At 32.4% G+C, this 25,472-nt stretch carries 30 protein-coding genes and 2 pseudogenes; 25 read left to right on the top strand and 7 right to left on the bottom strand.

Annotated features, from left to right (window positions below):
* The first annotated feature begins 73 nt into the window (after positions 1-73).
* From AM499_RS06790 to AM499_RS06750, 8 genes are all read left to right on the top strand, one after another.
* A complete protein-coding gene (locus AM499_RS06790; protein WP_053589488.1) occupies positions 74-571 on the top strand; it encodes a hypothetical protein in 498 nt (165 codons plus the stop codon).
* 490 nt (positions 572-1,061) lie between these two features.
* Positions 1,062-1,349 (top strand): TIGR04104 family putative zinc finger protein, encoded by a 288-nt coding sequence (locus AM499_RS06780; RefSeq protein ID WP_053589486.1) that lies wholly within the window; start codon positions 1,062-1,064, stop codon positions 1,347-1,349.
* 726 nt (positions 1,350-2,075) lie between these two features.
* The gene (locus AM499_RS06775) at positions 2,076-2,939 is read left to right on the top strand and encodes a S16 family serine protease (RefSeq protein ID WP_053589485.1); all 864 of its coding nucleotides are present in this window, start codon (positions 2,076-2,078) and stop codon (positions 2,937-2,939) included.
* A gap of 281 nt (positions 2,940-3,220) precedes the next feature.
* Positions 3,221-3,664, top strand: coding sequence for a hypothetical protein (locus AM499_RS06770; RefSeq protein ID WP_053589484.1), 444 nt, complete (start codon positions 3,221-3,223; stop codon positions 3,662-3,664).
* A gap of 262 nt (positions 3,665-3,926) precedes the next feature.
* On the top strand, positions 3,927-4,157 hold the full coding sequence (locus tag AM499_RS06765) for a hypothetical protein (RefSeq protein ID WP_053589483.1): 231 nt from the start codon (positions 3,927-3,929) through the stop codon (positions 4,155-4,157).
* A gap of 337 nt (positions 4,158-4,494) precedes the next feature.
* Positions 4,495-4,794, top strand: coding sequence for a hypothetical protein (locus AM499_RS06760; protein ID WP_053589482.1), 300 nt, complete (start codon positions 4,495-4,497; stop codon positions 4,792-4,794).
* 235 nt (positions 4,795-5,029) lie between these two features.
* Positions 5,030-5,611 (top strand): hypothetical protein, encoded by a 582-nt coding sequence (locus AM499_RS06755; protein WP_053589481.1) that lies wholly within the window; start codon positions 5,030-5,032, stop codon positions 5,609-5,611.
* Positions 5,612-6,163: 552 nt separating this feature from the next.
* Complete coding sequence (locus AM499_RS06750; protein ID WP_053589480.1) at positions 6,164-6,385, top strand: hypothetical protein; 222 nt, start codon at positions 6,164-6,166, stop codon at positions 6,383-6,385.
* A 211-nt stretch (positions 6,386-6,596) separates the two neighbouring features.
* Here AM499_RS06750 and AM499_RS21830 read toward each other — a convergent pair.
* Positions 6,597-6,734 (bottom strand): annotated as a pseudogene (locus AM499_RS21830) (EamA family transporter); the annotation flags it as partial.
* A 6-nt stretch (positions 6,735-6,740) separates the two neighbouring features.
* The gene (locus AM499_RS21995; RefSeq protein WP_053589479.1) at positions 6,741-7,307 is read right to left on the bottom strand and encodes a TetR/AcrR family transcriptional regulator; all 567 of its coding nucleotides are present in this window, start codon (positions 7,305-7,307) and stop codon (positions 6,741-6,743) included.
* A 162-nt stretch (positions 7,308-7,469) separates the two neighbouring features.
* On the opposite strand from AM499_RS21995, the gene AM499_RS06740 reads away from it, so the two are divergent.
* From AM499_RS06740 to AM499_RS21825, 4 genes are all read left to right on the top strand, one after another.
* On the top strand, positions 7,470-8,411 hold the full coding sequence (locus AM499_RS06740) for a ketopantoate reductase family protein (RefSeq protein ID WP_053589478.1): 942 nt from the start codon (positions 7,470-7,472) through the stop codon (positions 8,409-8,411).
* Between the two features lie 388 nt (positions 8,412-8,799).
* Entirely contained in the window at positions 8,800-9,282 is a 483-nt protein-coding gene (locus AM499_RS06735; protein WP_053589477.1) for a GNAT family N-acetyltransferase, read from the top strand.
* 441 nt (positions 9,283-9,723) lie between these two features.
* Positions 9,724-10,254 carry a hypothetical protein gene (locus AM499_RS06725; RefSeq protein WP_053589475.1) on the top strand — a complete coding sequence of 177 codons (531 nt, stop codon included), beginning with the start codon at positions 9,724-9,726 and terminating at the stop codon, positions 10,252-10,254.
* 225 nt (positions 10,255-10,479) lie between these two features.
* Complete coding sequence (locus AM499_RS21825; protein ID WP_197275600.1) at positions 10,480-10,647, top strand: hypothetical protein; 168 nt, start codon at positions 10,480-10,482, stop codon at positions 10,645-10,647.
* A gap of 73 nt (positions 10,648-10,720) precedes the next feature.
* Here AM499_RS21825 and AM499_RS06720 read toward each other — a convergent pair whose 3' ends face one another.
* Positions 10,721-11,272, bottom strand: a complete 552-nt coding sequence (locus AM499_RS06720; RefSeq protein WP_053589474.1) for a 2'-5' RNA ligase family protein — start codon at positions 11,270-11,272, stop codon at positions 10,721-10,723.
* A 368-nt stretch (positions 11,273-11,640) separates the two neighbouring features.
* Between AM499_RS06720 and AM499_RS06715 the strand changes: the two genes are divergently transcribed.
* The 12 genes and pseudogenes from AM499_RS06715 to AM499_RS06660 all read left to right on the top strand — a co-directional run bounded on the left by AM499_RS06715 (position 11,641) and on the right by AM499_RS06660 (position 21,075).
* Positions 11,641-11,955 carry a hypothetical protein gene (locus tag AM499_RS06715; RefSeq protein WP_053589473.1) on the top strand — a complete coding sequence of 105 codons (315 nt, stop codon included), beginning with the start codon at positions 11,641-11,643 and terminating at the stop codon, positions 11,953-11,955.
* Between the two features lie 154 nt (positions 11,956-12,109).
* Complete coding sequence (locus AM499_RS06710) at positions 12,110-12,325, top strand: hypothetical protein (protein WP_231687540.1); 216 nt, start codon at positions 12,110-12,112, stop codon at positions 12,323-12,325.
* A 462-nt stretch (positions 12,326-12,787) separates the two neighbouring features.
* Positions 12,788-13,489 carry a S16 family serine protease gene (locus AM499_RS06705; protein ID WP_053589471.1) on the top strand — a complete coding sequence of 234 codons (702 nt, stop codon included), beginning with the start codon at positions 12,788-12,790 and terminating at the stop codon, positions 13,487-13,489.
* Between the two features lie 164 nt (positions 13,490-13,653).
* Entirely contained in the window at positions 13,654-14,883 is a 1,230-nt protein-coding gene (locus AM499_RS06700) for a UDPGP type 1 family protein (RefSeq protein ID WP_053589470.1), read from the top strand.
* A gap of 472 nt (positions 14,884-15,355) precedes the next feature.
* On the top strand, positions 15,356-15,553 hold the full coding sequence (locus tag AM499_RS06695; protein ID WP_053589186.1) for a hypothetical protein: 198 nt from the start codon (positions 15,356-15,358) through the stop codon (positions 15,551-15,553).
* A 198-nt stretch (positions 15,554-15,751) separates the two neighbouring features.
* Positions 15,752-16,177, top strand: coding sequence for an Imm44 family immunity protein (locus tag AM499_RS06690; RefSeq protein WP_053589469.1), 426 nt, complete (start codon positions 15,752-15,754; stop codon positions 16,175-16,177).
* A gap of 126 nt (positions 16,178-16,303) precedes the next feature.
* Positions 16,304-16,777, top strand: coding sequence for a DUF4367 domain-containing protein (locus tag AM499_RS06685; RefSeq protein WP_053589468.1), 474 nt, complete (start codon positions 16,304-16,306; stop codon positions 16,775-16,777).
* 222 nt (positions 16,778-16,999) lie between these two features.
* Positions 17,000-18,361: a hypothetical protein gene (locus AM499_RS06680; RefSeq protein WP_053589467.1), complete on the top strand. Its 1,362-nt coding sequence runs from the start codon at positions 17,000-17,002 to the stop codon at positions 18,359-18,361.
* 360 nt (positions 18,362-18,721) lie between these two features.
* Complete coding sequence (locus AM499_RS06675; protein WP_053589466.1) at positions 18,722-19,006, top strand: hypothetical protein; 285 nt, start codon at positions 18,722-18,724, stop codon at positions 19,004-19,006.
* A gap of 249 nt (positions 19,007-19,255) precedes the next feature.
* Positions 19,256-19,690 (top strand): annotated as a pseudogene (locus tag AM499_RS06670) (GNAT family N-acetyltransferase); the annotation flags it as partial.
* A gap of 129 nt (positions 19,691-19,819) precedes the next feature.
* Positions 19,820-20,311, top strand: coding sequence for a hypothetical protein (locus tag AM499_RS06665; RefSeq protein WP_053589465.1), 492 nt, complete (start codon positions 19,820-19,822; stop codon positions 20,309-20,311).
* 227 nt (positions 20,312-20,538) lie between these two features.
* Positions 20,539-21,075 carry a hypothetical protein gene (locus AM499_RS06660; RefSeq protein WP_053589464.1) on the top strand — a complete coding sequence of 179 codons (537 nt, stop codon included), beginning with the start codon at positions 20,539-20,541 and terminating at the stop codon, positions 21,073-21,075.
* Between the two features lie 658 nt (positions 21,076-21,733).
* On the opposite strand, the gene AM499_RS06655 is transcribed toward AM499_RS06660, so the two are convergent.
* From AM499_RS06655 to AM499_RS06640, 4 genes are read right to left on the bottom strand one after another with little or no spacing between them, the layout of a single operon-like run.
* Positions 21,734-22,033, bottom strand: a complete 300-nt coding sequence (locus tag AM499_RS06655) for an antibiotic biosynthesis monooxygenase family protein (RefSeq protein ID WP_053589463.1) — start codon at positions 22,031-22,033, stop codon at positions 21,734-21,736.
* Between the two features lie 15 nt (positions 22,034-22,048).
* Entirely contained in the window at positions 22,049-22,504 is a 456-nt protein-coding gene (locus tag AM499_RS06650) for a heme-degrading domain-containing protein (protein WP_053589462.1), read from the bottom strand.
* A 14-nt stretch (positions 22,505-22,518) separates the two neighbouring features.
* On the bottom strand, positions 22,519-23,697 hold the full coding sequence (locus AM499_RS06645; protein WP_053589461.1) for an MFS transporter: 1,179 nt from the start codon (positions 23,695-23,697) through the stop codon (positions 22,519-22,521).
* Positions 23,698-23,735: 38 nt separating this feature from the next.
* Positions 23,736-24,467 (bottom strand): IclR family transcriptional regulator, encoded by a 732-nt coding sequence (locus AM499_RS06640; protein ID WP_053589460.1) that lies wholly within the window; start codon positions 24,465-24,467, stop codon positions 23,736-23,738.
* Between the two features lie 608 nt (positions 24,468-25,075).
* Here AM499_RS06640 and AM499_RS06635 point away from each other — a divergent pair.
* Positions 25,076-25,426 carry a cupin domain-containing protein gene (locus AM499_RS06635; protein WP_053589459.1) on the top strand — a complete coding sequence of 117 codons (351 nt, stop codon included), beginning with the start codon at positions 25,076-25,078 and terminating at the stop codon, positions 25,424-25,426.
* The last annotated feature ends 46 nt before the right edge of the window (positions 25,427-25,472 follow it).

Genomic DNA, 25,472 nt, shown 5'->3' with positions numbered 1-25,472 from the left:
AGTTTAGTGTAAGATGAAAGCACCTTTATAAAAGTTAGAATGATACAATTATAGTAGAAAAAAGGGGGTCATTATGATACTGAAAAGTAAAAGAATTTTTTATATGCTTTTTTTATTACTTGTTGTTTTACTTTCAGGATGTAATGGTAATGAGAAGTCAGTTAGTAATTACTATTTATCATTAATGGGAGAAAGTCAGACTTGGAATTTAACTGGATACGAAGTTGTGATAACACCAGAAAGTTTTAAAGCAGGTAATGGAACTTTACATGTGAAAAATGGAAATAAATCTATTGCAGACTCTTTTTCTTTCGAAACACACGTAGTTATTAACGATAAAGACGTAGTAGTGCATACTGGTGCAGTAACTAGTGCTGGAATTGATATTACAGAGGAATCAACTGGCGCAATTGAAGGTGGGACATATCTGAACGAAGATGGAACCCCTATTACATTAACCGAAATAAATAATATTTACATGATTGTTGAATGGCGGGGTAAGAGTGAAAGTGCTAAAGAAAGAATTGATTTATACAACAAACCTAACAAAGAACAAACCTTCTTGGACTAACGGGTGCGTTTAGTAAAAGATCAATGAGCTGCATAGACGGCTCTTTTTTCTTGTTCAACTAACGGGGCAGTTTAGTTCAACAAGAAGGTGAATTTGGAAGGACATCGAAGTAGTTAATATAAGAAAAGCTATTCAAGTAACTGGTTAGTTGAACAAAAAGTTAAAGTCAACATCAAGTAAATCACTAGATTGGAGTGTTGGTATTGAAAGTTTTTTCTAAACTTTTTACAAGTACAAATATTAGTAGTATGACTATGTTTCTTGGGTTTTTGATTTTATATACAATTATTTCAAATATAGAACCAAACATATTTATTATTGTAATCATTACAATACTTTTTTGGGTAGCTAATTCATTGCAAGTTATCAAAGAAAACAAGAAGTAGCACATCGGTAGAAGAAAGTGGAATTGAACCACAACATGCAGAGTAATGATAAGAGTGTGTGAATGATTGTACTTCAAGAGTAAATTGTTTTATAGGAGGTAAAGATGAGTATTCAAAAATGTGATTCTTGTAATACCAATTTTAAATGGAAAATTATTTATTTGTCATTGTTAAATGGTTATAAACCTATTCAATGCATTAAATGTAGTACCGAACATAAATTAACTTTTACCTCTAGATTAATAGTAGTAGGTCTAACTATTTTACCAATGTTTATATTCGCTTATTTTTTGACGCCATTCAATGGATTTGCAACAATAATGATAAGTATCAGCATTGCTATTATAGGTTCTATGTTTTCTCCATTTTTAGTGAAGTATGAGAGAACTTAAAGCAAAATAAATCGAAAAATTATATTAATAGATGTTTAGTTTAAGCTCATGAGTTGCCATAAGCAATTCTTTTTTCTTATTCAACTAACGGGTGCTTTACTTCAAGAAGGAGTAAAATCTATTTTCTTATTGAACTTAAGCGGCAGGTTAATAAATCAACGCCTTAGAAAATTCAGAAATAATAATGGAGGTTATTAGCTTTGCAAAAATGCGAGAAATGCAATACACATTTTAGTTAGAGTAAAATCTATGAATCCTTCTGGTTGAATTATAAACCTATTAAATGTAACGAATGCGATACAATCATAAGATAACAAACCCAAGCAGGTTAATTTTTGTCTCTTTTACTATTCTCCCAATGCTCATCTTCGGTTATTTTCTGTCTCCTTTTAGCAATGGTCTTGTGACACTTTGCATAGCTATTTTTATTTTTATAATTGGTTCTCTGTTGGCACCTTTTCTTGTTACTTATAAAAAGTCTTTGTGAACTAATGTATTTAAAATAAATGGTGCTTTAGCAAAAATTGTTGAGCTGTTCAGACAGCTCATTTTCCTTATTGAACTAACGGGGCAGTTTAGTTCAATAAGCAAAATGAATTTTTTGTAATTTCTTATGGAAAATTTATTTAATATTGGAACTTCTATTCATTGCAAACGTATTAAAGTAAAACAGCAGATTAGTTGGAGAAGAATACATAACAGACATTAAGGGGGCATGGTTACTAAATGAATAAATCAAGTATCGTTACGGGTATTTTATCTATTCTTTTCTATCTTGTAGTTCTATTATTTTATCTTCAAGATGTTATTAATGAATGGATGTTTCTATGTATATTGTTTATCAGCTTAATAACTATGTTACTTAGATTGATCGTATTGCGAAAAAAAAATGCGTGCAAAGGGAAAATTTCAATCGCCTTAATCATTTTAATTCTTCTATTTAGCTATGAGTTTTTACTTTTAGGATATACAACACCATCACATTTGATCAACTTGTATGTAGAACCAACAGAAGCGATAGAAGATTCAGGAATATTTTTGTTGCCGGTTCAGGAAATAACCATAAGGAACAAACATGAACTGAAGGAAATTTTAACAACAAGAAATGGTGATGTATTAACTATTACTAAACTTAATAATCGTAAGATTTATGGATATAAAAACAGACAAATATTATCTTGGTTTCAAAAAGCATTAATTGAAGAGAGTGAAGATAATGTGAAAAAATATTTAGGACAAGAAGATGAATGGCTCAATAATTTTTTTAATCGAGAACAAATTAGTGGTGATAGTGCAGGGCTTAACTTAGTGCTGAATGGATTATACAAACGAGGCAATTTTAAAAATGAAATACCAATTGCTGTTACTGGAGCAATTAATGACAAGGGAGATGTCTTTCATGTTGAGTATATGAAAGAAAAGATACAAATCACTGAAAGATCTGGCATTCCATTTATGATTATTCCTAGTGAAAATGCTGGTGAAGTAGCGAATGTCCAAAATGAACTAAAGGCAAACGTGGAAATTTTTGATGTATCAAATGTAGATGAGGCTCTTCAAATAATTAATGACTTAAATGAAAAATATTAAAATGAGTTTTTGATTCAATTATAGGGAATTGATTTGGAAGGGATTATCGCTATTTATATATGAACTTATTGAACTAACGCAGCAGTTTAGTTGAACAAGGAATTGAATTTTTATGGTCAATAAGGAGTAAAGCTTTTTTTCAATAAAGAAGCAGGTTAGTTCAAGAAGTTTATATAAAATTCAGTGATATGGTCCTTATGAAGAAGAATAGATATTCGTTCTCAAAATTTCTATAATATTGCTATAATTATGTTTTTAATAAAATTAGTGGAGTGAGGATGTTGAAAAAATATTTATATACAGGGGTTTTACTTGGAACTATCATTTTAGCAGCGTGTAAAGCAAATGAAGAAACGACTAAAGGTTTGACTCATGGACAAACAGTAGAAGTTAAGCCTATATCTGATACCGATAAAATTTCGGAGAATGAAAATAATACTGAGTTTCCTATCAATGAGCAGGGACAAACTTATGGAACTCCAATCATACCTTCTGGTCCTGGTGAAGCAGGTTATGAGCCAGACTTAATTAAGACAAAAGGTGAAAATGGGTTAGTTGGATATGTTAAAGCAATTGATTTAACATCTAATTTTTCATCTCCGAAAGAAGCTTTAGCTCACCAAGAAGCCATTCAAGCTATCGGTTACGTATCAATCCCGCTGTATAAATCAGATTGTAAAACTATAATTGGGGAATTTAGAATGCATAGTTCAAATGAGAATTAATATTAATAAACATACTCAAAATTTTATTGAAATTGTGAAATCTTTATACGTATTATTCAATTAAAAGGTTATATGTATACTTTTGACGAAGAACTTCACTTTACTACTTGAGGGTCCTTAATTAAGAATTAAAGCTAAGTCTTATTAAGCTAACGGGTACTTTAGTTAAAAGTGGCTGCTGTAAGGGTGGCTTTTTCTAATTGAACTAACGGTGCAGTTACTTAAGTGTACGACATAAGAATTTAATTAAGTGAGGTAAAAAATGACTGATAATAATAGATTACTCCTCTTATGTGAGAAGTTTATAAAAAAAGAATATGGTCTTATTGAATTTCAAAGTAGAATGGGAACAGCTAACTTCCCAGAACATTTAAGTGATTTTCAGGATGAAATTATAAATGAGTTAGAAATAATCCGGTTTACCGAGAAAGAAATAGACTACTATCGAAAAACATTAGTGGTAATAGAGGAATTAAAAAACCTACTAAAATAAGTATTCTTATTCAACTAACGGGTGCTTTAGTTGAAGAAGAAATAAATTACGACCACCATATTAGACATATCTAAAATGTATGGTCCTTTTATTATCAACTATTTTACTAATTTAACCTAAATATAACATTGGTTGTACCCGCATATGAAAGATAATGATAATGACGGTATGGTAGGGGAGTAAGTCACTCTTTTCCTAAGTAAAAAATTCTATCATTTTTACTCATTTCATCGCTCCCTTAATGAGAAATAAAAATCCATCTTAATTATGCTGCATTTACTTCAATGTATAAAAACTATTAAAAATGGAAACTATTGATTTATAAAGAGTTAAGGGAGTGTTGGATCTGGGATATGAACAGTTAGCAAAAATAGTATATGAAAAACAACATGGTATAAGTAAGGATTCGGTATTTTCCTTCAAGGGGTATTCACTAAATGTAGATGAATATTTAATCGCTGTCTCTGAAAGGGGCGGTGCTAGAAGGATTTTATCTTTACTAAAAGCTTTACCGACGACAGCAGGTTCAATGGAAATGTTTTTAAAAGGTGCAATTTCACGAATTATAGAAGAAACGATAACAAAGAACAAAAACTACTATGATTATTATAAAGAGAAAATAAGAAGAGTAGATTAATAACGTACATACAAACTCAACACAGAATGAGTTTGTATGTATTTTTTAATTGTACGTGTATAGTTTTGTCCTTGTACAAATTCATATTGGTTAATTTAAATATATCCCATAAGGACCTACTATTTAATGGTTTCCCCGGTTTAAAATCAAAGTCATACTCCAATACTAATAAAAAATAAAAGCATGGAGGAATTATAATGTTCGGTAATATTATAGAACTAAAAGGTGAGAAACAGTGAACCAAAATTGGAGCCAAATATTCTGCAATGAAGTAGCATTGCCTAAGCATTTTAATATAAAAGCATTATATAACCCTAATAGACAAACTGTTTATGCATCCGAAATGTGGTTTATAGAAGAATGTTTTAAGGCAGGTTTTTTTGATATTCATAAATATGAGATTAATATTGCCCCTCTATCAGACACTATTCTTCGGCAACAAAGAATAGAAATTATGAGATTAAAGGATTATTCAAGAGAAAATGAATTTATAATAGGTTCTTTATGGAATCTTATACATGTAATAAAACAATCCGGTTTTGAAGTGGTAGAAAGCGGCGATTCAATTCCTGGCTATGCAAGAGCTTATGTCCCTGCGTGGAAACTCATGATTTCACCTTCAACCCAAAGCATTACAGATATTCTTCATATGCTTACTCAAAAAGACGAAAAAATTTGTATTGCCACATCTGAATATTATGGTAGTGATGAAAAAACAGTAGCTTATTTTATTGAAAGTAAACCTCAATTTCATAAAGTTTATAAAGCCTTTTTAAGAGAGAAGGCGAGTGAGCGTGCGAAGATAGAAAACTTATGATGTGATTTGTGTTAGATATATTGTAAAAGCACATCAGTTTAGAGTTAAACATGGACCAGAATCTCATATAGGTTAGTAGTTGCTGCATAATCAATTTTCGTTATTTTGATCTTGTATGGAAGTTCTTGTCCATATAACCCAAGTTATGCTTTTGAGTGACATAGCAATACTGAAACCTCAAATCCTGAAAATTCAGGATTTTTTTATTTATTTTCAGTATAATTGTGTCACCAAATATTGACACAATTATACTGCAGTAATCGCAAGATGACATAATAATACTTAAAGACTTCTCTGGTAGTTCAAAGTGTTAGATAAGTGGATAATATTCAAAAGGTGGTACTATATACTATTTGTGAAAGGTTACACTTAAACTAACGCAGCAGTTTAGTTCAATAAGCCATATAGATTTTTACTTATTATAAATGGAAAATTTATATAAAATTGGAACATCTATTTGTTTCAAACGTATTAAAGTAAAGCAGCAGGTTAAATGAATAAAGAAGATTGAAAGGAAAGGAAAGTAATTCATAAAAAAAGGAGGTATAGAAGGTGGACTTATTACTCTGGATAACTACTGGTTTCATGCTAATCGGATTAGTTGTTCTCGTTTCTATGAAAAAAGGTATGGAAAGTAAGGTCGCTTTTATAAAATCAAATATGGAAGACGGGGAAAATTTATCAAAAGCTAAATCTGTAATTTGGTGGATATGTGGTACCACTGCTTGGGGAGTAGGGGCTATATCTCTTGTTGGTTGGTGGTTTCATGGATAACTGTCGGTTTCGAATGTACTTAAAGTAACGGGTGCTTTAGTTGAAGATCATGGGTTGCGTAAGCAACTTTTTTTTCTTATTGAACTAACGCGGCAGTTTAGTTGAAGAAGATAATAGGATTTTTTATTTCGCATTTGACACATTTTTCATATTAAGCAGATAAAAAAAGAAAGTGCGTCTCTATAAAAAAAAGAAACGCACTTACCAAATATTACTCGTCTTTTATAACTATAAAAACACCACTAAAAATTAAAATTGTACCTATCCAAAATGAAATACCAATCGTTTCGCCCAACAATAGCCAACCTAAAAAGCTCCCGACGATTGGTTGGAAGAAAAAGAATAATCCACGTAATTAAGATTCAGAATGGACAATCATCTGATTCTGTTCAAACAGTGACCATAACTGTTCAGTTATCTCTTCTACAGAACAGGGCATTGGTTGGGTTAACCACCATTCAATCACTCCGACAATCGCCGAACTCAAAAATTGTACTAATATATCTTTACTCAACTCATTTAGGCTTAAATTGGTTTCAACGATTTGATCCATTACTTGATTACTCATCATTTTTTGTAAGTGGTTTCTGAAAGAAGGAATGCCTTTGTTGCTTAATACATTCCTATAAAAGAGAGCATTCTTCTCCATTTGACCAAGTGTACGTAGCAATGAAGACTTAGATGGATAAGGTTCTGTTTCATCCACTGAGTAGCAACTTTCGATCAAATGGTACAGATGAACCTCTAGGCACTTATCCAATAGATCGTATTTGTCAGAGTAATGAGAATAGATGGTGCCTCGATTTACATCAGCACGTTCTGCGATTTCATTAATCGTTATTTTTTCGAAATCTTTTTCTCCTATCAAATGTATTAATGCATTCATAATGGCTGTTTGGTTTTTTTTTATTCTTCTATCCATGTGAGACACCCCTTTTTTAAACAATACATTGTATTCTGTTGAAAAACCGACAAAACCGATAAATCTAGCTATAGATACTTGTTAGAGATGTTGGTAATCTTATTTTATTGAACAAATGGTCAAAATACAACAATCGTTAAAAAAAGTAGAGGGGTTATAACAATGAGAATATTAGTTTTTGGCGCCGGAGTTCAAGGAAGTTATCTCGCTCATACCCTAGTGCGCGGGAGTAATGATGTTACAGTACTTGCCAGAGGGAAGCGTGCTGAACAATTGAAGAAACACGGACTTGTCATTCGCCATTATTTCCAGCATAAAAACACTATCGATGAAGTAAAAGTCATCCATGAGCTTCAACCTGATGATCTTTATGATCTCATTTTTGTTGTAATGAAATACAATGATTTCCCGTCCGTGCTTCCTATTCTAGCGGAGAATCAGAGTCAGAATATTGTTCTTGTCGGTAATAATGCCGATGCCCATGGGATGCAAAATATTCTTCAGGAAAAGAGCGCCATGACAAAAAATGTAACCTTCGGATTTCAGCTTAGCGGAGGACTCCGAGAAGAGAGTGGTCGCATTATTTGCCTACGCGGAGGTGGCCAACTGCTACTTGGCAGTCTTGACGGCGAGATCACAATAAAGCCTTTACTAGAAAATGCGTTTAAACATGTTAAGTTTAAATTAGCTTATCATGATGATATTGATGCTTGGCTCAAAAGTCATATCGTCACGATAGTAGCTTTGAGTTCTGTTGGGTACCTTTACGATGGTGATTTAAAAAAAGTATCTAAGGACAAGAAGTTATTAAAGCAAGCTATATCAGTAATGGACGAGGGGTTTCAAATACTAGAAATATTAGGTTATACTATCACTCCTGCAAATCAAGTTAACTTTATTCGAAAACATAGACAGAGTGTATACTATGGTCTAAAAATAGTGCATAAATTACCGTTTATGAAATTGATGAATGGATCGTACAGCGAAATTGCAGCTTTGTTTGATTCGTTCGATAAGTTGAAACAACAATTAAACATTGGAACCCCCCATTGGGACGAACTTGAGAAACAAACGATTTCCAAGTTTATTTCAAATAATCATTAAACTCCCATGAAAGTTAAAAATCAGAAAGGATTAGTTTTTCCTTATTTATTTTCAGGAACTTTAATGATTTGTATGTGAATAGTTGAGAATATGGGAATTCTACAAACATCAATCTTTATTACTATATATATTACTATATATATTATATCAGGCATTATCCGTGTAATATTGTTGATTGCAATTAATAAAAAAACACTGGTCGATATTGGTTTTGCGTAAAAGACATTTAAATAAAGTGGAGAAGGAAAATATTTCTTATTCAACTAACGGGTGCTTTACTTCAAGAAGGAGTAAAGCCTTTTATCTTATTGAACTAACGAAGCAGTTTAGTTGAAGAAGGATTATCCTCCAAGATTATCGAATTGATATATGAGAAGGGGTGTAGAATGTGAAATTATTTATAGAAAATATGAATGAAGAAATAGCAAAAGATATACTTAGCTGGGAATATGAAAAACCATATGATTTCTACAATAATGAATTAACTGATGAAGATATGAAGGAAAAACTTGATGGTTCATACTTTGCACTTGTTAATGATAACAAAGAAATATTTGGATTTTTTTGCACTGGAGAGAATGCTCAAGTTCCTGTTGGGAAAAGAAGTGGTGTTTATTCAGATGACTCAATTGATATGGGAGTAGGTATGAACCCTAATTTTGTGGGCAAAGGTAACGGTTTTGAATTTTGCTCTTTTATTCTTCGTTATATTGAAAAAAACTATGAAGATACTCCAATTCGATTAACTGTGGCAAAGTTCAATCAAAGAGCTATCCATCTATATGAAAAGCTTGGTTTTGTTAAGAAAGACGAATTTAGCACCGATTTTGCAGAATTTATGACAATGGTTAAAAAGACGAATTATAAGTAGTTAAACAGCAATTCCTATTAAGCTAACGGGTGCTTTACTTCAAGAAGGAGTAAAGCTTTTTTCTTATTGAACTAACGCAGCAGTTTAGTTGAAGAAGAGGTATGTATAGTCAGTTGTTAATCAGAGGGCGGGATTTGGATATTATCGAAACTTAAAAAAGGGAGGATGTCGTAAATTGGACAGAAAACATAGTAATTACGAAGTACAGATTATAGGCAAACCGCTACGCTGCCCCCACTGCGATAGTGCTATTTTTAGTCATCGGGAAGTATATCTTGATATAGTGTCACCAAATGTTGATGTGGACCCGTTTAATGAAGATCCTCCGGAGCAATTGGTACTACAGTCTTTCACTTGCAACGACTGTTATAATATCCAGCAGTTCCAACAACTGACGAAAGGTATGGAAACGAATATCGTTTGCAAACAGGTAGATTAGATATGGCAAAAGATTTAAACCTTGAGGAAAGTCACATCGCTATTTTGGACCGACCTATTAATTGTCTTTTCTGCGAGCATGATGTATTTATTCCATATGTGACGTACAAAAATGAGGTAGAACCCGAGATGTATGCCGGCATCCAAGCAAACTATACGGCAGTTTGTACGCATTGCGGCAGTGCGATACAGTTTGGAGAAATGAGTAACGTCCATGTTAATCCCATAATAACTGAGGCAAAATTGCAGGCGCAAAAAAGGTGCTTGCTCCTAGCTCTACAGATTCTCGTACAAGAGAAAAAAATAGATGATACCGTGCTTACCTTAGCCGAGGAAGAACAGTATTTTAAAGTAATGGTATTATTGAAGTCAAGAACGAATCAAGTTGAAGAAATGCCGGCCCTAAGCTGTTTAGCGATAGCGCTAAGTCAGTTATCGACGCACAATATCGTCGACGCTATGCAAGTACACCGCATCATACTGGATGAAAGCTATCCGGGTATTGAGCCATTTTTAAAACAGTTTATAAAATGAAAAAGTACTGTTGGTTCAAAGCGAGTTATAGTGTGATGAAATCACACTAAGAATTTAGAATTACATTCTAATTTTAAATAAAAGTTTTTAGAATACATGTCAAAATAGAATCTAAAATTTTAAAAATATAATGTTGTTTAACTAACGGGTGCTTTAGCAGAACAAAGAAAATATATTATAAATTAAATTTGAGTGTAAACCGATGTTTTGGGAGGTAATTTTTCTATGTCGCATCCATATAAAAAATTTGAAAATACACCTTTATGGGCAGTTATAAATAATGGTATAGATGACCTTGTGGAAAATAATGATATTGAAGAAAGTACACAAAGAGATTACATCGTTGGCTATCTCTGTAAGTTAATATCGGAATTAGAAACAGAAAATAAATAAGACTCTTTGTTTCACTAACGGGTGCTTTAGTTAAATAAGACCATCTTTTTAAAAAGACCTCATTTTTGTGAGGTCAATTGTTTAAAGAGATATCTAAATATTTTTCATATCTTTGCTTTTCAATGTTCAATTCATAAACTCTAATAAAATTCACTTCAAAGACGGGATAGGGTATCAATTCTTTATCTGCTAGTTGCTCCATATCTTTTAGTTCTTTTTTTGAAAGTCCAGTAGAAATGTCTCCGCCGTACTGTTCTTTCCCTAAAGTTAAGTGTGGTGTAAAGGCACCAAGTTCAAAATACTGTGTTATTAAGTCTTCTGATGGTGAAATTTCTTGCACTATTTTTTCGTGCAAATCATGTAATTTATTTGAGATAACACTCAAATATAAAATGTTTTCTCCAAAATACTTTGGTTTATCTAATGATATTTGAAAAGGTTTGAAATTTTCACATACTTTTTGTATTTTGTCTATCCACTTTTTATCTGGAGTTAATCCTCCTTGTGCTTTCAAAGTTATATGAGGTTCTACACCTAATTTGTTAATCCATCTACTTTGAAAATGTTCAATTCGTTCTAAATATTCTTTTGGTGGGACAATTCCAATAAAATACTCTATCTTCATTCTTTTACCACTCCCCACTCCTATTATTGTAGTTTTAATAATTTTAACGGAAATTTCTAAATTTAAGAAGGTCATTATTTCACGAAAACATCTATCTTTGGGAAAATAGTCTATAAAATAATAATTTTCCTTATTCAACTAACAGGTGCTTTACTTCAAAAAGGAGTAAAGCCTTTTTGAAGTAAAGCAAGCAGTTTGATTCAATAAATCGTGTTAAGTGGTTTTCGAACTCTTATACAGGCATATACTAAAATTAAAAAGGAAGTGTACAACTGAAAAAGAGGAAAGTCACTGGGACCATTGTAATTTTATTTGTTATAACCTTTCTATTTATCAATAACACCTCGTCAAAAGGAGATACATCTGAAGTGCCACCTATATTAAGTCCCCAGGAACAAGCAGAAAAAACGGCTGAGATTGAAAATTTCCTCTACGGAGATAGAGGAATACTTAAACAAGTAGATGATGAATTAGTGAAAAAAGGTTATGAATTTCAGACTTTGGTTATGACAAATTCTGTGGATGATGTACATGTGAAATATGTCTTAAACAATAAAGACGCTACTGAATCCGAACAAGAAAAGGTAAAATCAACTTTCTTTGAGATAGTTAAAAAGAATAATCTAGATTCTAATGCATTTAAACTTAAAGTGGGTGATATTAATGATGGACCAGATTGGTAATTAGGTTCTTTTTCAATTAACGTCGTGCTTTACTTCAATAAGGGGTAAAGCCTTTTTCTTATTGAACTAAAGCGGCAGTTTAGTTTAAGAAGGAAATACTTATTTGGAATCTATTCATGCTGATATTCGTATATAGTCCGAGGGGGGAATATTTTTGAAAAATACAAAGTTAAGAATCGCATGGATTATTCCTAATGTATTTTGTTACTTGATGCTATTTGGATTATCCATTTGGACGGTGGCTAACGACGAAGGGTTACAAGAAGTCAATAGATTATCACTTTACGTTATATTTATGCTTTTACTTTTCTTAGTATCAGTTTTCGGAAGTTACCGAATTTGGACATGGATAAAAGAAGGTAAAATATAAAAAGTTCTTATTAAGCTAACGGGTGCTTTAGTTGAGGAAGGAAAATAAAAGATAAGGCTTAGTTCAGATGGACTGAGCCTTTTTACTGTCTAAAACCTTCATTTTACAGTGCCTTTTATCGCTACAGATTAATATTGAGGTATAGATAGGAATTGTGAAATGTAAATAACTTGAAACCTCTTTTTACTTTAGACGTAGAACTACATAAAGAATATTTGCTTAGATATTAAAGACTTCCGAGTTACTTAAATTAAGAGAGGGCTGATAAACATTCAAAAAGCAAAATGTTTTTCTACTATATTACATATTTCTTTCACACTTCTTTTTTATCTTCTATTTCTTTTCTTATATCTTCAAAATGTTATTGATGAAATTTCATACCTAGCTATCTTGCTTATTAGCTTACTGATCTTGTCCATCTCTATCGTGGTATTCGGAAAGAAACGTACGGTAAGACGAAAAATGACTATCTCGCTATCCATCCTCTTGCTGTTATTTTGCTATGAGCTGCCCCTTATAGGGTTCGCTCCACAATCACATATAGCAGATATATATTTTGAGCCAAGGGAGACAGTAGAACGATCAGGAATTTTTATTATCAGTATTGAAATTGAAACATTAAATAATATGGAAAGTAAACAGGCGGTTCAGGAGCAATTAAAAAAAGAGCATAAAGATGTCTTAACCATTATCAAATTAACTAATCCAATGAGTTATAACAACAAAAATAGGACTCTGTTGGGTTGGTTGGGGCTAAATGAAAAATCTCCAAAAGAAAAGATGAGAGAGGATTTAAGAGAATATTTCGGGAAAGAAGAGCAAAGACTTACCGACTACTTTAATTACGATCAAGCGATAGGAAATAGTGCTGGGCTTGCGATATTACTAACTGAATTGATGATAAATGGAACCTTTCAAAATCACTTACCAATAGCTGTTACTGGAGCCATAAATGGAAAAGGAGAAGTAACAGCTGTGGGAGGCATCAAAGAAAAAATACAAATCGCAGAAAAATCAGGTTTTCAATACATGATCATCCCAAGTGAAAATAGCAAAGAAGCAGAGACTTTTCAAAAAGAACTTGATACAAATATCCAAATTTTTGATGTAAACCATGTAGATGAAGCAGTTGAACAAATTAATTACCTGAACGAAAAATATTAATAATATACTTTTTTAAAGGTTATGTTTATGGGTTGTTTTAGTATTGTTCGTGAAATATTACACTTAAACTAACGGGGCAGTTTAGTTTAAGAAGGAATTCAGTATATGTGTTACGAATAACATTCAGATGAGGCATTTAGGAAAATAATTTAAGGAGTAGTGACATGGAAAGACTTGAATATATAAGAGAAAAAATAAATCGTTTTGGACAAGGACATCTTCTTTCCTTTTATAATGTATTAATGCCAAAAGAGAAAGAAGCTTTAATAAATCAAATAAATGAAATTGATTTTGAAGAAATTGAAGTAGCATCCAGTCAACTTTCTATTCCATCAAACAATAGTAAACGAGAAATTTTACCTATCGAATATGAATCTGTCCTAAGCCTTAGTGACTCAAAAAGAAACATGTATGAAGAACACGGACTTAAACTTCTAAAAGAAAAGAAAGTAGCAGTGGTACTCATCGCTGGAGGACAGGGAACTCGACTTGGACATGATGGACCTAAAGGAACCGTTAGCATTGGCGTTGCTTCCAATCAATCGCTTTTCGCTTTACAAGCTGAGAGACTGCGAAAGATTGAAGAAAAAACTAAATCTATTATTCCCTGGTATATTATGACTAGCCCTATTAATGAATTGGAAACAAAGAAGTTTTTCAAAGAAAACGATTATTTCAATTGTAATCCGCAACAGATTTTTTTCTTTAAACAGGACCTTATTCCAACGTTAACTCCAAATGGTAAAATAATTCTTGAGAGTAAATCAAAAATCTCTATGTCCCCTAATGGAAACGGAGGGGTATTTGCTGCAATGAAGTCAAGTGGGATACTTAAGGACTTAAAGATGAAGGGTATTAAGTGGGTGTTTTTTAATAATATTGACAATGCTCTTGTTCAAGTTGCAGACCCATTGTTTATTGGTTTTGCTGATTTAAAAGGTGCAGAAGTATCCAGTAAATCTGTGAAAAAGAGAGAACCAGGTGAGAAAGTAGGAGTTTTTTGCTTATCTGAAGGTAAGCCTTCGGTTATCGAATACTCTGAAATGAGTAAAGAAGAAAGTGAGGGAGAAAAATTTACAAATGCAAACATAGGTATTCATCTTTTTCAACTTTCATTCCTTGAGAAAACTATGGATGTTAAACTCCCTTATCACTTTGCTCATAAAGTTATCCCCTCAGTTAATGAAATTGGTCAGACAATCAAAATTATTAAGCCGAATGGATATAAGCTCGAAAAATTTTATTTCGATATATTTCAATATGCTGAGAGCATGTCTGTATTACAAGTAGTAAGGGAGAACGAATTTGCACCAGTAAAAAACAGAATAGGACTAGATAGTCTGGAGAGTGCAAGAAAGATGATTTTGCAGAATGATAAAAGAGACATATTCTAAGATACTATTTTAAAGTGATTTACTTATAACCCAAACAAGGTTCACAAAGGTTCTTGTATTCTATTCGATTTTGGTAGTACTTTTTATAAGATAGTAATAAAACAAGTTTGTGAATTATTTCACTTAAACTAACGGGTGCTTTAGTTAAAGATCATGGGTTGCTTAGGCAACTCTTTTTTCTTATTGAACTAACGGTGCAGTTTAGTTGAAGAAGAGCATTTAAAACAATTATTTTTTTTGGGGGAGTACTTTATGAGTAAAATTAGTAATCGTTCTATAGGTATTATTGGTTTTATTGTTGGAGTAATATTAGTAAGTATAATTTCCAAATTATTCATTTAAATCTAAAGTGAGTTATTTAATTAGAAGATGTATAGGTCACAATAAATTTTCTTGTAAAACTAACGAAGCAGTTTAGTTGAAAATGGCTAAAAGTAAATATCTTATATTTCCATCGGGGAGGTGTATAAATATGGAGTTTATCGTGTTTTACTTTGGTGGAATGTTGATACTTTATTTTGTAATTCAGGCAGCGGTTACAAAAGGAATTAACAGTTCAATAATTGGGAAATTACTAGAAAAAGAATACGGGGAAAAAGTAAATGAAAGTTTAACAATTGATGATGTGCTTGAGAAATATAAAAAAAGAGATGTTAACAATAAGAGTTGATGCTAGTTTAATTGAAATTGCTTTTCAAATGGGTGCTTTAGTTAAACAAGACCATCACTTGGATGGTCTATTTTTATGTCCAATACATCAAGTAGGTTTCGGCGATCCATTGTGAAATGTTACACCTAAACTAACGCAGCAGGTTAGTTGAACAAGTAATATTGTTTTATAATTATACGTAAAAGTAGGTGTATACAAATGGAATCGCAATATATTACCTTTGGTGGTCAAATGGGAGACCCCCAGTCTGATAAAGCAGTCGGGTTACAACTTCCTGAAATAAGTAAGTTACTTCAAAAGTATTGTAATAATGTTTATTGCAAAGAAATAGATGAGATGGCACCAGCTATTTTTGTAGACGGAGACTTATGGCATTGGGATTTTGAAGGGTTTCAAAGGTTACGACTAAGTAAGAAACATCGTTATATCGAAATTCATATTGGAATGCCACGTGCAAGATGGGAATTTGTCAGCCAAAATGAAATAAAGTCATATCTCATAAATCATTTAGAAGAAGCATTGCGACTTATGGTTACAAGACTAAAAAAAGAAAAATATGATGTAAATGAAACTGACTTATGGACTGATTTTGCAAAAGTAAAAAATGATTTCTTATTCAACTAACGGGTGCTTTACTTCAAGAAGGAGTAAAGCATTTTTTTATTGAACTAAAGAGCAGGATTGTTTAATAAGAAGTGAAAAGTAGGAAATACTAATACCTGAAGTTCCGAATAGAATTGAGGTAGAAAATTGATACGTTTAGTAATTGTCCTAATCCTGCTAAATTGTTACCCAATGATAATTATGGCTAAAGAAATAAAGTATAATCACAATAGCAAAACTATATCCGAAATACAGAAAGAAGTTGACTTTACAGTTTTAACTCCAAAAAGGATTCCTGATGATTGGACATTAGACACCAAAACATCCCCTTGGATAATGCTACATTATATGGACAGCAAGGACACAAAGTTGATAGTCGCTATTGATTTGAAAAAAGGATTTCGATTATCCGATGACGATTTTCCTTATCGTCAGAAAGTTGATATAAACGGAAACAAAGGTTATTTTCAGAAGTGGGAAGAAAGTGGCGAGGTTGATAAAAATGGAGACACCATCACTGGTGGCTTACTTAATTGGGTTCAAGATGGCACTTATGTAGAAATGAATAGTTCCAGATTATCGAAAGAACAAATGTTAGAAATTGCAAGGTCAATGAAATAACGTTATTCAACTAACGGGTGCTTTAGTTAAGCAAGTGGCTGCCTTTATTGGTAGCTTTTTCTTATTGAACTAACGCAGCAGGTTAGTTCAATAACTGGAGGAGCTAATGAAATCCATTGTCTCGAATTTATTGTCTTAAATTACCTCAATTTTAATTGTATATTATCTATTATGTTAGAAGAGAATATTAATTGTTGAAGTATTGGAAATGGAGGATTAGAGATGGATTCACAAAAAGAATTAAATTTTCTAAAGGCACTGTACGATACTATGTATGGGATTTTAACGTACTCTCCCTCAGAGTTGGGAGGTATTATAGACAAAGAAACATCTCTTATGCATTTGGTTCCATTAGGAATGGGGATCAATCCAAAAGATTTTGAGAATATGAAGTCTCCAACTAATCCTGAGGGAAATGCAGGTTCAAGTGAGAACTTTTCTAGATTTGTAAATGCTATTCCTAAAATTAGTGCTAAATATGAGCGTACATTGGAAAATGTTGAAAATATCTATGGTCAAATGATGCTAGCTAATGTTGTTCAAGATGAATCACCTAGTCCCGCAGAAATAGAGGAGTACAATAACGCTCTGAAGGTACTTTGGGTTAACAGAGATGAGAACATAAAAACTAAACGTTATCAAGCATATCAAAAATCGGAAGATGCATATCTATATGCTGTTGCAGCCTTTAATTCATTATTTCTTTTACTTGATATGACTAAGCCAGAAGACAAGGAAAAGTGGGATCGCGAAAAAGGTAAATTAGAGATTGTTTTAAAACGTGCACGTGATGATTTTAAAGGTATATTTGAAGATGTTGAAAATGCTTTATATACTGTAAAAACTAAACAAAATAAGGCGCTTTCAGAAATAATAGCCAAGGATAAAACTTTATGGGATGAAACCTTTGTTGATTCTGTGGTGGATCCTGATTATAAATTTCATTATTGTTATGCAAACCCTTCTAATTGGTATGCTCCTGACGCTACAGGATTCACGAGTGTAACAATTTCATCAGAAAACCATGATGATGTTAATTCCACTAGATTTACTGATTTGGGTGGCGGAACTGATTTTACCGCAGGTCTATGGGTTGTCGATTTAAACGTAGACGGTGAGACTAAAAGAGAACACAGGCATGTTGGAGCCGAGAAGATAAATATCACGGTAAACTATGCAATAGTAACTATTGAAAGGCCATGGTTAGACTATTCCTTATTTCGATTTACTGGTTGGGAAGTTTATCCTCCTTATGAGAAAGGACAAATTTCTGGTGGGGACTTAAAAACTTCTATTGAGAAAAATTCACTCATGCCTCTTATACCACAATCGTTTATAATTGTTCGGGATATTAGTATTACGGGTGAGTGGACTGAAGAGGATAAGGTATTAATTGAAAAGTCAATTAATGGCGGTGGTGGGGTGAGCTTTCTTGGTTTCGGATCATTTGGAATTAGTGGTGACAAGAAAGAGACACATGAAGAATTTCATAGTGAATTTGTGAATGGCACAATAAAAACCAATGGTTTACAAGTCTTAGCATGGATAAGCAAAATTGTTCCTTTTTGCCCTTCTCAACAATAGAAAAATTGTTTTGACAACTTTTTTAACTTTTACCAAAAAGAGTTTAAACACTTGAGGGCAGTTAAACATTTTGATTAGTAAAAGGTGGCGTTAGTTAAAGAACGTTTGTATATCAACTGAAAATGACCCCATTGATACTCAAAGCAATTATAGTGATATCGATTTTCGACAATTGAGTGCTTTAGTGAAATAAATAGCTAAATTATACAGCTCTATTTTCTTTTTGAGCTAACGGGTGCTTTAGTTTAAAGATCAATGAGTTGCTTTGGCAGCTCTTTTTTTATTGAACTAAAGAAGCAGGTTAGTTCAATAAGAATAATGAGAAATAGAATAAAAATAAAACATAAAGGAGCAATAAAAATGATTATAGAGGTGTCTTTAGGACCTGATTCTCAATATGTACGATGTCTTACTAAAGTAGGAAGAAATATTCGTCAACTTCAAAATGAATTTTTCGATTGGCTTTTTGATAGAAAGAATAATCATAAGTATTGGAAATACGATGAAGAGGCAGGATATATTGTTAATTACGATGCGGAAGCTCTGGTTTACTGGCTTAATCACATTAGATTTAAAAAAGGAAAGAAGGTTGCTGCATTAATAGATCAACCAAACATTTCTCCGAAGAAAAAAATTGAATTTTAAGCAATTCTTGTTCAACTAACGGTGCAGGTTAGTTTAATAAGAACCGTATTGCTATAATATTCCTATCGATTATGAAAGGTGTGATGTCTTAAGATGAATAAATTAAGAATATCAAAGTATTTCAGAATAGATTTAATGAAGGAGAGATATCACATTGTACAAGAAGGAAAAAATATTTGATGTAAAAGTGATGATTATCAAAACTGGTTTAATGAGTTTAGTAACAGGCACCCTTCACATTATAGACACGACAAAGGAAGAATGGATATGAGTGTATGTACTGAGGAATGGTTTAATAATTTGGTAAAAAAACACCAGGAATTAGCATTGAGTGATGTAGCACACGTATTCGGCATTTTTCGGAAAGAAGATGGGATTCACTTGGGAATGGTAGACTTCTCTACATTAGCTAGGGATGTCTTTAAATGGGCTAGAATTGGGTACAGTATTCATAATCAGTTTTGGAAAAATGGTTACTGCAAAGAAGCAGTTAAAGAAGCTGTAAACATAGCATTTAAAGACCTCGATTTTCATCGCATTGAAGCTCATATAAACCTTGATAATACACCTTCTATTAATACAGCAAAGAGTATAGGAATGGAATATGAATGTATTCGTAAAGGGTTTATATATGAAAACGAAGAGTGGACTGACCATCTTATCTACTATATAAATTCTAAGTAATTAGTTTGAAAAAAGTCAGTCTCAGCTGAGAACCTTTTCTTATGGCACTAAACAGCAGGATAGTGAAATAAGGAATATAATTAGCATAGCTGTACTCGTAGACAATTGATAAAGGAGAAATCCCATCTTATGTTTGGTTTCTCAAATAGAGCAAAATTAAAAAAAGACGATTTAAAAGGCATTGCAAAATTAATGTATCAGGATGTTTCAGATGATTCCTGGGATAAAGAAAACCTTACTAAAAGAAATTTAGACTTCACTATTGAAAGCGTTCGTTATATTGATATGTATACAAAAAGATTAATGAATACGGGGTTTGGTGCTGAACTTTTAAATAAGCATTTTGATAATTTAGTGATTCGTATAGGTGCATATATTGGTGAGGTTATCAAAAATAATATTAGACAAGACTTTTACTGGTATGAGTCTGATTCTGTATACAATTATTCTCCCAATTTTGACGGAGAGTATAGTAATACCAAAACACAGAGTGTTCTTTATTCTAAGAAGAGAGATATAGTGATATTACCTTTGAATTTGGTATCCCAATTTTTGAAAGGGAACTCCCCATACAGTAATTTTCTTACTTACGTAGAAGAAACGATTGAGAAAAATTCTTAATAGTATCGCTATAATTTTTCATTGCAAAACAATTAAAAATGTTACTCAAATAACGGGTGCTTTAATTAAATAAGACCATCATTTCGATGGTCTATTTTTATGCCCAAAACATCAAGTAGATTTTGGCGAACCATTGTGAAATGTTACACTTAAACTAACGGTGCAGGATAATTGAAGATGGATATAAAGTTGCTAAAAAGAAATTAAGCGTTAGAAAGGATTTTTTTATGATAGACAATAACAAAAATGAAAAGTCATTGGTAAGTCCTCTTAATAAACTAACGAAACGTATTTGGTTTGTTTCTTTTGCAGTCGGAACTGCTGGAATAATGTTGCGTTACAAATATCCTTTTAAAGAAATGTTTTGGGTTATTTCGATAAGTACACTAATACTTGCTTTTGCTTGTGTTGTTATTATTTTAAAAAAGGATTTTAAATTTGCAGAACGACTTATATATTTGATTGCTACGATTGCCTTGTTAATTCATAGTCCTGAATGGTTGGACATTCCTGCTTACTTAAAAAATGATTATAAAGTTGCCGAAGGAGTTCCCACTGACTTTGAATTGCGAAGTGGTAGGAATAATCCAGAGCGATGGGAAGTTGTAGTGGATGATATTAAGTTTTTTATGCCAAATGATATTCAAGAAAATTCTTCTGATAATTGGTTTGTAATTAACTATCTTCCTCGTTCTAAATATATTGTTGATTATAAAGTCTTATCGGAACAAGAGACGAAAGAAAAAATCAATTACAGTAATTAATTATTGTTATTCAACTAACGGGTGCTTTAGTTTAACAAGTACATTAAAAATGGTCCTTAAATTAGGTATTTTTTTGTTGAATTATCAACAATACTAACTATCAAACCCAAATAAAAAAACTGGTTAGTATACTAACCAGCTTTTTATCACAACTAAGTTGACTGAAACAAATTGCTTTAGGGGACGATTGAGTTGTATGGGGTAGATCCGAGTTGTGTACGAACAGTCAGTTACAATTTTAACGAACGTTCTTTAAACAACCAAAACCTTTATATAACAAGGTTTTTGGTTGTTATTTATTTTATCTAAAAGTTATAGAAAGAAAGATTAACGCAAAAACGACTGAAAATCGAGTAATATGATGGAATAGTTAAGTGACAACATAGTTCTTTTATTTACAATAAAGTCGTTTAAAACATAATAAAGTTGTTTGAAAAATACAGACAATTTATTCCATTAAAATTCTAGAATGTGGAATAAATAAAATCCTGAGTTTTTATTACTGAAATCATGGTTCTCGGCGGAAAAGGTTTAAGAGCAGCATTCAGCAATCCTATAAAACTTCAAAGCAAAAAAAGGCATGAGTCCGGTTGTATACCGAACCCATGCCGATAAAGACAGACTTTTATAACTGTCTATTTGATAGGTAAATGTTTAGTTATACCCAGTATGTTACTTCTGTATAGTGCAAGACATTTGGATAACTATCATAGAATCGACTGAGTATCGAGTCCCATTTCTTGAATTTAGCACTCCCTACAAAGCCATCAAGATGATCTTCTAAATTTCTCCAATTGACAACGAGTATAAATTGAGTTGGATTCTCTTTATTTCGAAGCAGTTTGTGAGATAAGTACCCCTCAGAACTGCTTAAAATAGGGAATGCTTCATTAATTGTTTTTATAAATTCCTCTACTAACTCTTTTTTTATGATTAACATGGCATGTTCTACAACCATTGGTTTATAAACTCCTTATTTTTTTAAGAAACGTTTTACTCCCTCGACAGCATAATCGTGATCAAGTTGAGGTGAAAGCCCTGCTACTGTTACACTTCCAATTACGCCTATGTCTTTAATACGTATAGGGAAAGATCCGCCTACAGCTTGATAATCAGTTGATTGAAGAAGAGAGCTTTCACCATGAGTCGTTCCTTGTTTTTCGAATCTCGCTCCAATATAATGTGAGCTTCTGTTGTAATGATCCACTACTCGTTTTTTTCGATATAGCCAAAAAACATTTTCTTCAGAAGTACCATCCATTAAATGGGTGAATAAAGGTACTCGATTACGCTCAATATGAATAGCTACTGCTTTGTTATTCTCTTTTGCATAATTAATTAATGTCGTACCAAGATTTAATGCATCTTCATTTGTAAATGTTTCAAATTGTAATTCCTTTTCTACGTTTTCTAGTTGTTGTAAGTTCATAAATAAACTCCCCTTTAAAATAATTTTTGTTTCTTATCTAATTTATAATTCAGTACGGATAGAAGAAATGCGAATGCCACCATAATTGCACCAATCCATGCCGTATCTAAATACGTTAAATAGTCTACTGCTAATCCGCCTAAAGTAGATCCTGCAGCGATCCCTATATTAAAGGCTGATATGTTTAATGCAGATGCAATATCTTTTGCAGAAGGAACCAATTTTTCGGCAAGCGTTACAATGTACGCTTGTACTCCTGGAGACATCATAAATGCAAATAAACCTAGCAAAATAATAGATAAAATACTTAATCCTTTACTAGGTAGTAGTACCACTTGTAATAAAAGTACGATACCTTGAAGTAAAAAGACGAAGCGTAATGATTTAACTGGATGCTGATTGGCAATTTTCCCACCTACTATATTTCCAATGGCAACTGCAACTCCATAAACTAAAAGCAGCAATGAAATAGAGCCAGCTGAGTACCCACTGATTTTTTCCAGTATAGGAGCAAGGTAGGTAAATAATGAAAAAGTTCCACCAAAACCTAATGCGGTCATTAATAGTGCCAGTAGAATTCGTTGATTTTTCACAAGTTGCCCTACATCTTTAAGAGTAGGAGGATTCGTTTGTCTGTTCACTTTATCAACCGCAAATACATTTACAATTAGCCCAATAATTCCGAGTATAGCTACCGCACTGAATGTAGCGCGCCAACCAAACTGTTGTCCAATATAAGTCCCAATTGGAACACCAGCTATAGTTGCTACTGTTAATCCGGTAAACATAATTGAAATAGCTGTTCCTTTTTTGTTTTCTGGTACGATATCGGCAGCGACTGTAGCTGCAATCGCAAAAAATACACCATGTGCAATAGCAGTAATAACGCGTGAAATCATTAATACTTCATATGTTTCTGCAATGGACGAAATTGCGTTACCTAAAATGAAAACTATCATTAAGATTAGTAAAAATCCTTTTTTCGGAATACGCCCTGTAATAGCAGTTACAATTGGAGTTCCAATAGCTAGTGCTACTGCATAACCAGAAATTAAAGCGCCAGCTTTTGTCACCGAAATAGATAGATCATCAGCAACTGTTTGAAGTAAGCCTACAATGACGAACTCGGTTGTTCCAATGGCAAAAGCACTAATGGCTAAAGAAAATAATGCAATGTATACTTTTGTTGACATAATTTATTCTCCTTTCTCAAATTTTGGGGTGTTTTCCATCAAAGCATTTTCGATATACGAGAACTACATTGAATAAGTTTTCTACTAAAAGTTTTATCTAATTTTTTATTCAACCGAAGGGCTGGACCAGCTATCGCAACTGCTGAAATCATATTTCCCTCAAAGATGACAGGAGCAGCAATACAGCGTAGGCCAATTTCCGTCTCTTCGTCATCTACTGCGTATCCTTGCTTACGAATGACCTTTAGGTGTTCTTTTAATAAGTGTAAGTCTACAAATGTATTTTTGGTATTTTGCACTAAAGTTAATTCTTTAAGGATTCCTTCGAGTTTGGTTTTATCTAAAAACGCTAGTATGACTTTTCCTAGAGCGCTTAAATGTACAAAAGCCCGGTCACCAACCTCCGAGTGTGCCCTCATAGAATGAGTGCCATCAACAACTTGTGCAGTAACTACTTCCGTACCATAAAGGATTCCAACATAGGCTGTTTCTCCAACTTCTCTACTCAACTCATATAAAGGAGGAACTGATAACCAATTTGCTTTTGAGTTAAAGGAAGTAGATAAAGATCCCATCTTATTAGTAAGACTATACGAATTATCAATTTTTTTAACATATCCCATTTTTTCAAGGGTATATAACAATCGAAAAGCTGTTGATTTATTAAATAAAAATTTTTGTATAACTTCACTAAGTGTCATATCTTTTTCTCGCAAAGCATCTAAAATTAGAAGTCCTTTTTTCAATGTAGCTACTTCGTATTGCTTCAATGGATTCACCTCTCTTTCGTACGTTATTCATAATAAAATGTTGAGAAATAAAATTCAAAAAAAGAGAAAAAGTTTCTATATTTGAAACACCTTTAACGATTGTTTTACCATACATTTTTCTTTTTAAATGTAGTATTCACAAAATATGAAATGAAATTATTTTAAGTAGTGGTTAGCTAGTCTCGTTGGGCTAGTCAGGTGTATTCAAGTGGGGAATGGTTAAAGTGTGTAGAATCGTTTAATTGCGATTACTCAACGTTTAGGGTGTTTTTAATGAAACAGCCTGTACAAACAGCAGTTTCGTTACATTATTGATACCCATTACTAATGGACTTATTCGACATATCCTGCAAGTAAAATGTCACCCTTTGCTAGTTATCTTGAAACCATAGAAAGCAAGGTAATCGTTTTGCATCATTTATTATCAATTCTATAAAGAAAAATTTAGAACCCAAATTGGAAAATTATGTTACTATCACTATAAAGATTGTGAAAGAATGTACTTAAACTAACGCAGCAGGTTAGTTGAATAAAAGAAAAGGTAATTTTGTTCTATTGTCGAAGTTAGTAAATTAAAGAAGTTTAGATAAATGATAAGGAGAATGAGAATGCAAAAAAAGGGACAATTAGAGGTTTTCAACCTAAATGAATTAGTAAAAGACCAAAAGGACTACACTAATTTTATTGTAAGTGAAGTAAATGACCATGCGCTTAGAATAGCTGTGATAGATGGAGAATTTCATTGGCATAAACACGAGGATTGCGATGAGTTGTTTTTTGTATTAAAAGGTGAACTTTTCATAGACTTAGAAAACGATGAAACAGTTTCATTGAAACCAGGTGAAATATTTACTGTACCCTCTAATACAATGCATCGAACTCGTTCAAACGAACGGACAGTTAATTTATGTTTTGAAAAAGCAAGTAATGATATAAAAGGGAGTAACAATCAAATGTAATCATTCAATGATGCTGTTGAACTAACGGGGCAGTTTAGTTGAACAA

The sequence above is a fragment of the Bacillus sp. FJAT-22090 genome, assembly GCF_001278755.1.
Lineage (GTDB): Bacteria > Bacillota > Bacilli > Bacillales_A > Planococcaceae > Psychrobacillus.
This window is presented reverse-complemented; position numbering and strand designations above follow the sequence as displayed.